This is a genomic window from Candidatus Sulfurimonas marisnigri (assembly GCF_015265475.1).
GTDB lineage: Bacteria > Campylobacterota > Campylobacteria > Campylobacterales > Sulfurimonadaceae > Sulfurimonas > Sulfurimonas marisnigri.
The window spans coordinates 1,513,654-1,525,982 of sequence record NZ_CP054493.1; the positions used below are offsets into that span (position 1 = coordinate 1,513,654).

A 12,329-nucleotide genomic window follows, 5' to 3' on the forward strand; every position below is an offset into this window, starting at 1 on the left:
ATTAAATTAATTCTAATATCCACCCAATTCTACCATGTTTTCTTGATAAATTGCACACTTGCCATCAAAGGAGTGTTGTGAACTTGTAAGATTATTAACCCCTTTAGTTCCACTATAAATAAGCACACAATCGGTACGAAGGTCGTTATTATATTTAACTTTTAGTTTAAGACTTCCACATGTAGAAGTTACTGAAATTATTTCATCTTCATAAAAGCCTAATGAGCTGTGGATGTAGATACTCTTTTCACGCTTAAACTGAGAGTTAAGACTTGTTGTGCTTTTTGGAGTAATAAGATAGAATTTATTATCATCTGCTGTTTTAGCTTCATACTCTTCTAAAAATGCAAACTCACTATCATCAGTGTTAAAACCATCTTTATATGGAATTTCTTCTCTATTTTCTACATGTAAAGAGCCATCTAAGTTCTTAGTAGCAAAACTTTTAAAATGTTTGATATAAAACTCTTCTGCTTGTATCTCTATGTCAAACTCTTCACAAAGATAGGCACTCAAATCATATTCACTTATTCCGATTTCACTATCTATAACCTTAGGCATTAGACTCATTACATTGTGCGAGTATGATGTTCTAATATCACTCTTATGTAAAAAACTCTTAGCAGGTATAACTAAGTCTGCAACTTCGCTTGTCTCATTTTCATAAAGCCCAAAATAAACAATATTTTCCACTTTTCCGATAGACTCTTTTACTCTCAGTGAGTCAGGCATTTGAGATAGAGGATTTGCTCCTTGGATAAAAACAGTTTTAAAATTGCTAAACTCAGTATTTACTTTTGAGACCTTTTTACTTTTAGAGTTAAATGGTGAAGTTATGCACTCTTTTGAATTACCTAGGTAAGAAACACCGCATCCATCTTTGCCAAATAGTCCAAGCATAACTGCAAATGCGTCTATAGCCCTCATAATATCTGCACCATCACTATACTTTTGAACACCTACTCCACAAACTATAGCAACTTTTTTTTTCCTTACAAGCTCTAAAATCTTGCCTATTTGTCCAAGAGTTACATCAATTTTATCTAATGTAGCTTTTATTCTTATAGTTTGTGTCAACTCATAGTAATCTTCATATTCACTTGCAAATTCTTCTAAAAACTCAGTATCACAACCACCTTCAATATGTAAAAAACGGCTAAGGAGAATTGCTAAGTATAAATCACTATGTGGCTTTATCTGTACATGTAAGTCAGCAACTTTTGCTATTTTAGTTTTTATAGGGTCAATAACAATAATAGTTTTATCTTTTATAAGTGGCAAGAGATGAGAAGAGGTTACATGTGGATTTCTACCCCAAAAAATAACTACATCTGACTTAGCTATCTCTGAGAGTGGCATATTCTTATTACTTCCACGACCCTCAATTATACCAGCTTCGCCAGCTCCATCACAGAGACTGCCATCTGTTAAGATAGCCCCAAAAGAGGCGAAAAAGTGGTCTGTAACCTCTTGCATCAAAGCAAAACTTCCACTACCCCGATAGTGCAAAATTTCATCTTTTTGATAAGCACCTATTATCTCTTTTAATTTAGATAGTGCCTCATTAATAGTTATCTCTTTGCCTTTATATCTAGGCGTTACAATAGTTTCATATTTACCATAGTGGTTTAGATGTGAGCATAAAAAACCATGTGTATGCCTATCTTTAAGTCCACTCAACTTTTCATTTTTATACTCAACTTCACACGCATCATAGCAGTCTAGTGGACATGCTGTAATATTACTCACTTTTTAGTTCAACCTTAACAAGCTTAGAGAATAGTTCTGGAGGTTTAATTACAATTTGAGCCATATATTTTGATATATTTTTACTGTCTGCAATATTTAAAAGTCTCGATATTTTGTATGAAGTTTTTTCACCATCCATATAAAGTATTTTTTCTTTTGCATTTAAAATATCTGGCTCATCAAGATATATAGTAAGTATTGCCTTTGAAGTATCTGCTACTTTTGCAAGAGGAGTTGAAATGCCTACAACCTGACCAGGTTTAACAAGCATCTCATAAAGAATAAAACCATCAGCACCTAAATTTTTATCTTTTATGCTTCTTTCAAGCTGAGCCTTTCTTAGTTTAATATCTGTTATTTGAACTTTTAGATTGTTTATCTCTTTTTGAGTATTTAAATTAAGATTCTCACTTGCTGTTAAGTCATAAAATTCTCTGTCTTTATCAACTGATGATTTAAATTTTAAAGATATAACTTTGTTATAATTTTCTCTTTTTTTATCTGAAATTTTAATAAGATTATTTAATATACTTTCATTAACTTTTATAATCTCTCTCAAAGACCATAGTTTATCTTCAAGATAATTCAACTCTTTAACATTTAGTTCATCATCTATAACTATATATGGCTTTGATGACAATTTAGAGCCTACAAGAGCTTCATTAGCATACAAGACAAGCCCAGATACATTAGATGATATATTTCTTATCTCAAATGGTTCAACCTTTGCATAATAAACTTTAGCAAACAAAATATCAAACACTAGAAACATAATTATTAAAATTTTCACTTATATTGCCTTTAACTAACTTATCTAATTTATTACTATCATTCTACCATTTCATTATTAACATTCAAGCATATTTCATTTAATTTAGGGTACTATTTACGTACTATAATTAAAAGGGTGTTTATGTCTGTATTGGATAAAGTTGATGCGGTTACGAATTTAGCAAAAAACAATGAGGTTCAGCTTTTAGTATTTAGAGTGAGTGGTAGTATAGACTCAGCGTTTTATGCAATTAATGTTTTTAAAACACGTGAAGTAGTAGAATCAAAAAATCATTTTATGACTCAAATTCCATCTGCACATCATTTATTAGAGGGAACAATTGTTCTTCGCGGACTTCAAATACCTATATTAAATCTTCCTTTATGGCTCAATATAAATCTCACAAAAGAAGAAATACAAAAATCAAATATTCTTATTTGTGACTTTAATGGGATAGTAATTGGACTTAGAATAATGTCTGCATTTAGAGTTATTAAGAAAAACTGGAATGAAATGCATGCACCAGACAGCTATAGAGTTGGTGAAGACAATGTAGTTATTAATGATACCAGACTAGAAGACGGTAGTCTATGTCTTGTATTAGACTATGAAAAACTATTAGCTGATGTTGTGCCACAAGCCATGGTTAATGTTTTAGAGTCACCTACTAATCTTCAAGATTTAGATATACCTGCTAAACTTCTAAATGGAACTGTATTAATTGCTGAAGACTCTAAAACTGCACAAAAACATCTATCTCAAATATTTAATAATGCAAATATAGATATAAAATTATTTAATAATGGAAAACTGCTTATAGACTATATAGACTCGCTCGAAGAAGAAGATGTTTCAAAAATTCCAGCAATAATAACAGATATAGAGATGCCTGAAATGTCTGGATTTACAGTTGTTAAGCTTTTAAAAAGTAATAAACTGACAAAAAATATTACTGTAATAGTAAATAGCTCTATGACTGGACAAAATAATAAAAGAGAAGCAGAAGTACTAGGTGCTGATGGCTTTATTGACAAAACAAAGAGTCATAATGTTATACCAATAATAATAGAATCTATGATTGCAAGTGGAAATATATAGATATAATTTCTTTACATGTAGATAATTTTCTACATGTAAAAGTATATGAAAGTAAGACTTTCAGTAAATAACTTACTGAAAGAGTGAGATAAGAACACCAGCTGCAACAGCTGAACCGATAACACCTGCAACATTTGGACCCATTGCATGCATTAACAACATGTTTGAGCGGTCATACTCCATACCAACTTTATTTGATACACGAGCAGCCATAGGAACAGCAGATACCCCAGCTGAACCAATAAGAGGGTTAATCTTATGTCCAGGGAAAAGGTTCATAATTTTAGCCATAATTACACCAGAAGCAGTACCTACAGAGAATGCAATAATACCAAGAGCCATAATAAACATAGTATCTGGAACTAAGAACTGGTCAGCTGCTAGTTTAGAACCAACACCAAGACCTAAGAAAATAGTTACAGTATTTATAAGTGAGTTTTGAAGAGTATCGTTAAGACGCTCAACAACACCTGATTCTTTTAAGAAGTTACCAAACATAAATGCACCAATAAGTGGTGTTGATTCTGGAAGAACTAAGATTGCTAAAACTAGCACCATTACTGGAAAAACCAATTTTTCTAAGCGTGATACATGACGAAGTGTAGTCATCTTGATTCTTCTTTCAGCATCATTTGTTAAGGCTTTCATAATTGGAGGCTGAATAATTGGTACCATTGCCATATATGAATATGATGCAACTGCAATAGCTCCAAGAAGCTCTGGTGCAAGTTTTGTTGCAATAAAGATTGATGTTGGACCATCTGCCCCACCAATAATAGATATTGCAGAAGCTTGCTGAAGTGTAAAGTCAACGAAACCGGCTTGAGACAGTGCAACTGCTCCAACCAGTGTTCCAAAAATACCAAATTGTGCAGCTCCACCTAAAAGTGCTGTTTTAGGGTTTGATAACAATGGACCAAAGTCTGTCATTGCTCCAACACCCATAAATATAAGTATTGGGAACATCTCATTGGCTAATCCCATATTATAGATAACGCCCAAGAAACCGTGAGCACCTGCTATATTTGCAACAGGTATATTGGCTAGCAGTCCACCAAATGCAATTGGAAGTAGTAAAAGAGGTTCAAAACCTTTTTTAATTGCCAAATAAAAGAGTAAAAATGTTACAAAAATCATTATAACACGACCCCATGACTTATGAAAATCACTCATTTTTTCACCATTTGAGTTTAATTCATTAGGATCAGGATTAACAAGTGCAACAATACCTGTTGACATTAAAAAACCTCCAACCATCTCTGAAAAAGGCTTTGATTCATAATTCTCATCTTTATGCATTGAAGATGCTCCATCAGATGGAGCTTGAGAACTAGCATAAGCATTACTAAAGCCCAAAAGCATTAATAGTGTAAGTAGTTTTAACACAAAAAACTTCATATTACTATCCTACTACCGCTAATAGTTGACCTTCAACTACTTTGTCATTTGTATTAACATTAATAGTTTTTACAACTCCATCACAAGGAGCAATTACATCTATTTCCATTTTCATAGACTCTAGTATCATAATAACACTGTCTTTAGTTACAGTATCGCCCGGATTAGAAACAATTTTCCAAACGTTACCTGGAAGAAGTGCTTTTACATCTTCTCCATCACCTAAGCTTACTGGTACTGATTTTGCTTGAGCAGAACTTTCGCCATTTACTGCTGTTACTTGAATATCTGCATCACCCTCTGCAACTTGAACACTAAACTTTTGACCATCAACTACTACTGTATAATTACCGTTACCCATATCTGTACTTCCTTTTTCTTTTTTCATATTTGATACTTTACGAACATTAAGTTCACCTTCGCCTTTTAAGAATGCGATACCTTTCTCTTGACAAGCTGCTGCGATAAATATATTCTCTTCAGTTATCTCAAGGTTTTCTTCTTTTAACTTGTTTATCCAGTTAGCTAATGATTTAGTTTCATCAGCATTTGCCAAATCTAAAGCTTTCTCTGTTGTTGGCTCAAGACCTAATTTTTCTGAAGCAATTCTTACAATTTCTGGATCTGGAGCAACTGGAGTTTTACCAAAATATCCAAGAACCATTCTCCCATAACCTGGAGCTATTGCATTCCATGGACCTTGCATTACATTGTTTAGTGCTTGTTGAAAGTAAAACTGAGAAACTGGTGTTACGGATGTTCCATAGCCTCCCTTTTCTACAACTTCTGTCATTGCAGCGATAACTTCAGGGAATTTATCCAAAATGCCATTATCACGCATCATTTGAGTATTTGCAGTAAGTGCACCACCCGGCATTGGAGAAAATGGTATCATCGGAGAAACCATTGTAGCTTCAGGTGGCATAAAATAATCTGATAAACAGTGCTGAAGCTCTTTTTCATAAGTAAGAATTTTATCAATCTCTAAGCCACCAAGATCATAGTCCATACCTTTAGTAGCATGAAGCATAGTTAATATATCAGGTTGACTTGTTCCGCCACTTACAGGTGCTGCGGCCATATCAATACCATCTACTCCAGCTTCTAAAGCAGCCATATAAGCGGAAACAGAAACACCAGCAGTCTCATGTGTATGAAGACGAAGATGAGTACCTTCAGGAACTAAACCTCTAGCCATTTTAATCGTGTCAAAAACTTTTTGTGGATTAGAAGTTCCAGATGCATCTTTAAAACATATACTACTATATGGAATACCACTGTCTAGTATTTCACGAAGAGTTTTTTCATAAAATTCAGTAGTATGTGCTCCATGACATCCTGGAGGTAAGTCCATCATAGTAACTACTATTTCATGCTTTAATCCATGATGAGTAATTCTTTCACCTGAGTATTTAAGGTTTTCAACATCATTAAGTGCATCAAAGTTGCGGATTGTTGTTGTTCCATGTTTTTTAAACAGCTTTGCGTGTAAATCAATAAGTTCTTTAGAGCCAGTATCAAGCATAACTGTATTTACACCACGAGCAAGCGTCTGAAGATTTGCATCAGGACCAACTATTTCACGAAATTTGTCCATCATTTCAAACGCATCTTCTCTTAAGTAAAAATATAGAGATTGAAATCTAGCACCACCACCAAATTCAAAGTGGTTTATTCCAGCTGTTTTTGCCGCTGCTACTGCTGGAAAAAAATCTTCCATAAGTACACGACCGCCAAAAACTGATTGGAATCCATCTCTAAAGGTTGTATCCATTACATCTATAAATTTTTTAGCCATATTAATCCTTAACCTCTATGATGTTTAATCGCTGCTGTTATCGCTGCAGCAATTTTTTTAGTTTTATTTTGAGCATTTACTGCAGTCGCTGCTGCTACTTTATCACTTACTTGAATTTCAGGGAAAAATCTTGTTACAATTTTAGCCATTAAATTCATCGCAAATATCATAATAATCAGAAACGAAAAGACAGTTCCCATTCCAAGTCCCATAAATTTAAAGCCTTCTATTACGAGGTTGGTCTCCATAAATACACCTTTATATTAATAATTTGTGCGTATTATATTATAAATATGTTTACAAAACCTTTGTGCCCATTTGATATATCTTCACGAATGGCCAAATTGTTACTTTTAGGTTATATAATTCGTAAAATTAATAAGGTTAAACAATCATGATAAAAGAAAATGTTAAAAGATTTGGATTAATTAATATCATAGAGGGCTACTCATATATTATCTTAGTTTTCATTGCAATGCCTATGAAATATCTACTTGGGCTTCCTGTGGCCGTGAAAGTAGCTGGAATGACTCACGGAATTCTATTTATAATATTTTGTATATTTCTTTTAAAAGCAGCAAAAGAAGCACAATGGCCTTTTATGAACAGTGTTATATTCTTTATAGCTTCACTCATACCATTTGGAACATTTTTAACAAAGAGTAAAATTAAAACTTATGAATAAAGAAGTTTAATTTGGATAAAATTGTTTTTCTATTAACTACAAGGATTTTATTTTTATGATAGCTGGAATGTATGAACAAGATTTTATAGCATATATAATTTTTGGACTCACTTTGAACTTTGCCTTTTCAATATTTTTTGGTATCTACCTTAGCAAAAACATAGGTATGCAGGAGATGATACAATCAAAGGGGGATAAAGAACAATCACTTTTAGTAAGTTTCAGTCTTTTTATACCATTTGCCAAGATGATTATCACTCTTTATAGAGTTACAATTTTGCAACTATACTTTTTAAATAAAGGCTATTCGCACAAAGAATTTTGGGTCTATATGACAACAAAGAATGCTTAAGTAGTTTAAAATGAATAACTTTAAATTAAAACTCATACTTACAATACTAAGTAGTATAATATTTTCATTTATTTTTATACTACTAGCTCTTGTTCTTCCAACGACTAGTGAAAAAACATTTAATACTAAACCAAAAGGTCTCCTGCAAGCCGTTTCACAATCAATTAAAGAGTAGATTTATAAAGTGTTCTTAACTTCGATTAGTTTTAGAGCCTCATAGGCACATAACGGGTTTAATTTTACTGCAGTAATTTCTAAGGCTTTAACACATGTTCTCAAATAATCCAAATCATCTTTAACCATTAGATCTTCTAATATTTTTGCAGAATCTTTTATACGAAGATTTCTGGCTACACCAAAATTTTTATGAGCTAAGTTTCTAAGGTTTGTATAGTCTAAAGTTTTATTCTCAAAACCATCTTTTTTAAGTTCTTGTATATATTTATAAAATGTTATTTTTGATTTTAATATTTGTAATATGTAGTCTTCTATCAGAATATCAACTGTCTCTTCGTCTAAACCCAATTCAATAACTGCTTCATTTACTGAATAATTATAATTTGATATATCAAATTCTTTAAAGTATTTTTCTAAAAACAGACTGCCATCTGAAATAAGCTTTTGTATTGAACGACGAAGCTCTATATTTTGATTTAGTCTTTTTTCCATAACTGCTTTCTTCATTAGAATAAAATATCATAACTAAATAATATTTAGCATTAAAAATGATTATCAAACAATATTGTGTAAATGAGTGCTACAAATGCACTCATTTAAATTTCTATATTGCTTTGGCGATAATTCTATTTAGTCTTGAGATAAAATCAGCTGTATCAGACAGCTCTTGACCATCAAAAAGTTTTGCTTGATCTAGTAGTACATGAGCAGCATCATTAATTAAGTTTTGATCTGCAGAATCTTTTAATTTTATTAAAAGCTCATGCTTGGGATTTATAAGTAAAATAGGAGCAGGAGCTGGTACATCACCGCCTTGACCCATCTGTTTCATCATTTGAGCCATCATATAAGATGGGTCTTCTTTATCTATTTTTATTGCAACAGGTGAGTCAGTCAAATCAGAAGTAGTCTCAACTGATTTTACCATATCGCCTAGTGCATCTTTAAACTCTTTAGCTAAACCTTCATAAGTTTTTGCTACTTCTTCTTCTTCTTTTTTCTCCTCTTCACTCTCTTCAAATTTTGCATCTGAAACAGGAACAAGTTTATACTCTTTATAATCAGTTACCATTGGGAAAATAATAGTATCAACCTCTTCATTTAACACTAGAACATCAATATTACGAGACTTAAATCTCTCTAAAGCTGGAGAATTTTTCAACATAGACAAAGAAGTTTTACCAGTAATATAGTAAATCTCTTTTTTTGTTTCATCTACGTTTTTAATGAAATCCTCTATCATCACAGTTTCTTCAGAATTTATAGTGTTAAACTTCATAAGCTCTAGAATCTTCTCTCGGTTACCCATATCACTGTAAAGACCCTCTTTTAAAACATTACCAAACTCAGCATAGAATGCTTCATACTTCTGTGCATCTTTTTTAGACATTTTAGCAAGTTCTGAAAGTACTTTTTTAACAGATGAATTTTTAATTTTTGCCATCACAGCATTTGATTGTAAAATCTCTCGAGATACATTAAGTGGTAAATCCTTAGAGTCAATTACACCACGTAAGAATCTTAAATAAGTTGGCATTAACTCTTTTTCATCATCTGTAATAAATACACGGTTAATATAGAGTTTTATCCCTGTTTGATAATCAACTCTATACATATCCATTGGTGCTTTAGAAGGGATATAAAAAAGTGTCGTGTACTCTATAGCACCTTCAGCTTTGTTGTGCATCCATGTAAGTGGCTCTTCTGATGAATGAGCAATTGAGCTATAAAAATCTTTATATTCATCATCTTTAATCTCAGATTTAGAGATAGTCCAAAGTGCATTAGCACGGTTGATTTGAACATTTTCAATATCTGTTCTTGAAGGTTCAATCTCTTTATCATCATCATCTTTAACTGCAGGTATAAATTTCTCTTTGTCCATAAAAATTGCAAATGGAATGTGATTAGAATATTTTTTGATAATTGTTTCAATTCTATGTGACTCTAAAAACTCATCCTCATCATCCTTAAGGTGCATTACTATTGTAGTACCATGACCATCCATAGTTGTATTTTCTATATCAAATTCACCATCTCCTGCACTTCTCCATAAAAATGCTTGTGTCTCACCAGCTTTTTTTGTTGTAACTTCTACTTTATCAGCAACCATAAAACAAGCGTAAAAACCAACACCAAACTGACCAATAAGGTTAGAGTCCGCTTTTTGATCACCTGTAAGATTTTCTAAAAATGCTTTAGTACCAGACTTTGCAATAGTTCCAAGATGACTCATTAAGTCCTCTTCGTTCATACCAATACCAGAATCTTTAATAGTTAAAGTTTTAGCTTCTTTATTTGCAACTATATCAATACGAGGTGAAAAAGTAACTTCCTTATATTTTTCATCTGTTAAAACTAACATATTTAATTTGTCAAGTGCATCCGAAGCATTTGAAACAAGCTCACGTATAAAAATTTCTTTATTTGAATAGAGTGAGTGAATCATTAAGTTTAATATTTGATTTGCTTCTGTTTGAAATTGATGTTTTGCCATTTTTAAATTTCCTTGAAATAATTTTTGAAATTATATCTAAAAAAGGTTAATGACTCAATATGCTATCAACTAAGCTTAGCTATAATGACTAAAGTTTATTTAGTCAAAAATTGTTTAAGTTATGTTTTGATATAATTTTTACCATAAATAAGGATAATAAATATGTCTAACAATTTTATAGAGATGATAGAGCCTACCCCAAAAATAAACTCTAAGAAGTGCAAAGTAGTCTCATTTTTACTTTGGATATTTTTGCAATTCTCCACATATATCACAACTTTAACTGCTTGGTATATATATGATTATTTTATAGCTTTTTTTGTACTAATTCTTAGTTATATAGTCATAGGAATTATTAGAGCTAAACTCAGAAACAGCGTTATACCACTTAAGCAAAGAGAGTATCAATATAACGATAAAGGCATAGCTGACTGGTACACTGCAAGAGAGCTCTGCATAGAAGTCAAAGATGATTGTGATGTCATCACCTTGCAGTAGAGTATATTTAGCCCATAGGGTAAATTATCCATTTTTTTTATTTGTTAAAATTTATTCTATACTCAGGTAATTAACAATAATTTAATTAAGTAATATTTTGTGTACAATAGCGCCTAAACATAATAATTTAAAAGAAGATGTTCTATTATCTGAGTAGTAATATCTAAAAATTAGTTAAACTAGGAATTAAGATGAAAAAACAGCACAACCACAACATCGCAATGTTTATAGATTGTGATAATGTGAGTTCAAAGTATATAGAAAGTATATTTGAAGATTTATCACAGTACGGAACCGTAAATATTAGAAGAGCCTACGGAGACTGGAAAGACAAAAAACTTTTTGGGTGGGAAAATGTTTTACAAGATTACAATATTAAACCTATTCAGCAATTTGCTTACACAAAAGGGAAGAACGCAACAGATATAGCTATGATAATTGATATTATGGATATCTTATACTCTAAAGACCTCGAAGCTATCGTTTTAATAACAAGTGACAGTGATTTTACTCCTATTGTTACAAGAATATTATCTGATGGATTAACAGTTTATGGATATGGAGAGTCAAAAACTCCAATGCCTTTTGTAAATGCATGTTCTCAATTCATTTATGTAGAAAAATTAAGTGGTTTACAGAATGATAAAACAGTATATGATAGTGCTAAAAATCACAATGATAACAATATTACTAACTATGTTGGAAGCAACTATGATATACGAAAAGACTATAAGCTCATTAATTTAATTAAACAAGGTGTTGAAATAACAGCAGATGAACAGGGGTGGGCAGATGTTAAAGACATCTCTATGTATATAAGAAAAAACTCTTCTTTCTCACAAATTAACTATGGGTTTAAAAAGATGGGCGACCTTATCAAGGCGTTGGACTTGTTTGATATGGAATACTTTGGAGAAAGAAAAACTCAACTTATGATAAGAATAAGAGACAAGTGGAATAAATAATTTGTACGGTGTGGAAATCTTGAAGTTTTAATGATTGCAAATTATCTTGCCAATTCTAAAATAATATCCCTGATTTCATTTTTATCAAAAAAGATATTTCTTGATAATTCATCACTGAACTTTTTAAGTAGAGAAGTCTTTTTAGCTATTTTTGCATCTTTGTTGCTGCTAAGAGGATCAAGAGATTCTTGAAGTTCTAATTTATACGCAGCCACTATCTCAGCTCTTTTTTGTTCTTTCGTTTTTGGTTCTTGACTGCTTTTACCACGGAGTGCTCCCATAATTACAAATATTAACGTTATGATGCCAACAATAGAGTAGATTATTTCATCATCCATAA

14 protein-coding genes are annotated in these 12,329 nt (G+C 31.8%); 6 read left to right on the plus strand and 8 right to left on the minus strand.

The window, feature by feature from the left end; genetic code table 11:
• Positions 1–12: 12 nt before the first annotated feature.
• Together HUE87_RS07625 and HUE87_RS07630 are read right to left on the minus strand one after the other, a co-directional pair.
• Positions 13–1,749 (minus strand): molybdopterin-dependent oxidoreductase, encoded by a 1,737-nt coding sequence (locus HUE87_RS07625; protein ID WP_194365605.1) that lies wholly within the window; start codon positions 1,747–1,749, stop codon positions 13–15.
• Positions 1,742–2,539 (minus strand): biotin/lipoyl attachment domain-containing protein, encoded by a 798-nt coding sequence (locus HUE87_RS07630; RefSeq protein WP_194365606.1) that lies wholly within the window; start codon positions 2,537–2,539, stop codon positions 1,742–1,744. The genes HUE87_RS07625 and HUE87_RS07630 overlap by 8 nt, the downstream gene beginning before the upstream one ends.
• A gap of 123 nt (positions 2,540–2,662) precedes the next feature.
• On the opposite strand from HUE87_RS07630, the gene HUE87_RS07635 reads away from it, so the two are divergent.
• Positions 2,663–3,619: a chemotaxis protein gene (locus tag HUE87_RS07635; RefSeq protein WP_194365607.1), complete on the plus strand. Its 957-nt coding sequence runs from the start codon at positions 2,663–2,665 to the stop codon at positions 3,617–3,619.
• A gap of 72 nt (positions 3,620–3,691) precedes the next feature.
• On the opposite strand, the gene HUE87_RS07640 is transcribed toward HUE87_RS07635, so the two are convergent.
• Genes HUE87_RS07640 through HUE87_RS07650 form a run of 3 tightly spaced genes read right to left on the minus strand, consistent with a single transcriptional unit; the run spans position 3,692 to position 7,063 of the window.
• Positions 3,692–5,017 (minus strand): sodium ion-translocating decarboxylase subunit beta, encoded by a 1,326-nt coding sequence (locus HUE87_RS07640; protein ID WP_229855086.1) that lies wholly within the window; start codon positions 5,015–5,017, stop codon positions 3,692–3,694.
• Between the two features lie 4 nt (positions 5,018–5,021).
• Positions 5,022–6,815: a biotin/lipoyl-containing protein gene (locus HUE87_RS07645; protein ID WP_194365608.1), complete on the minus strand. Its 1,794-nt coding sequence runs from the start codon at positions 6,813–6,815 to the stop codon at positions 5,022–5,024.
• A gap of 8 nt (positions 6,816–6,823) precedes the next feature.
• Entirely contained in the window at positions 6,824–7,063 is a 240-nt protein-coding gene (locus tag HUE87_RS07650) for an OadG family protein (RefSeq protein ID WP_194365609.1), read from the minus strand.
• A gap of 146 nt (positions 7,064–7,209) precedes the next feature.
• Between HUE87_RS07650 and HUE87_RS07655 the strand changes: the two genes are divergently transcribed.
• Genes HUE87_RS07655 through HUE87_RS07665 form a run of 3 tightly spaced genes read left to right on the plus strand, consistent with a single transcriptional unit; the run spans position 7,210 to position 8,027 of the window.
• A complete protein-coding gene (locus tag HUE87_RS07655) occupies positions 7,210–7,500 on the plus strand; it encodes a DUF3817 domain-containing protein (RefSeq protein ID WP_194365610.1) in 291 nt (96 codons plus the stop codon).
• A gap of 55 nt (positions 7,501–7,555) precedes the next feature.
• Positions 7,556–7,852 (plus strand): hypothetical protein, encoded by a 297-nt coding sequence (locus HUE87_RS07660; protein ID WP_194365611.1) that lies wholly within the window; start codon positions 7,556–7,558, stop codon positions 7,850–7,852.
• A 10-nt stretch (positions 7,853–7,862) separates the two neighbouring features.
• Positions 7,863–8,027: a hypothetical protein gene (locus HUE87_RS07665; protein WP_194365612.1), complete on the plus strand. Its 165-nt coding sequence runs from the start codon at positions 7,863–7,865 to the stop codon at positions 8,025–8,027.
• Between the two features lie 2 nt (positions 8,028–8,029).
• Here HUE87_RS07665 and HUE87_RS07670 read toward each other — a convergent pair whose 3' ends face one another.
• Together HUE87_RS07670 and htpG are read right to left on the minus strand one after the other, a co-directional pair.
• Entirely contained in the window at positions 8,030–8,521 is a 492-nt protein-coding gene (locus HUE87_RS07670; protein WP_194365613.1) for a hypothetical protein, read from the minus strand.
• 112 nt (positions 8,522–8,633) lie between these two features.
• Positions 8,634–10,526: a molecular chaperone HtpG gene (gene htpG, locus HUE87_RS07675; RefSeq protein ID WP_194365614.1), complete on the minus strand. Its 1,893-nt coding sequence runs from the start codon at positions 10,524–10,526 to the stop codon at positions 8,634–8,636.
• Positions 10,527–10,688: 162 nt separating this feature from the next.
• Here htpG and HUE87_RS07680 point away from each other — a divergent pair, with 162 nt between their 5' ends.
• Together HUE87_RS07680 and HUE87_RS07685 are read left to right on the plus strand one after the other, a co-directional pair.
• Positions 10,689–11,024, plus strand: coding sequence for a hypothetical protein (locus HUE87_RS07680; protein ID WP_194365615.1), 336 nt, complete (start codon positions 10,689–10,691; stop codon positions 11,022–11,024).
• A 191-nt stretch (positions 11,025–11,215) separates the two neighbouring features.
• Positions 11,216–11,989, plus strand: coding sequence for an NYN domain-containing protein (locus HUE87_RS07685; RefSeq protein ID WP_194365616.1), 774 nt, complete (start codon positions 11,216–11,218; stop codon positions 11,987–11,989).
• Positions 11,990–12,030: 41 nt separating this feature from the next.
• Here HUE87_RS07685 and HUE87_RS07690 read toward each other — a convergent pair whose 3' ends face one another.
• A complete protein-coding gene (locus HUE87_RS07690) occupies positions 12,031–12,327 on the minus strand; it encodes a hypothetical protein (protein WP_194365617.1) in 297 nt (98 codons plus the stop codon).
• Positions 12,328–12,329: the final 2 nt, after the last annotated feature.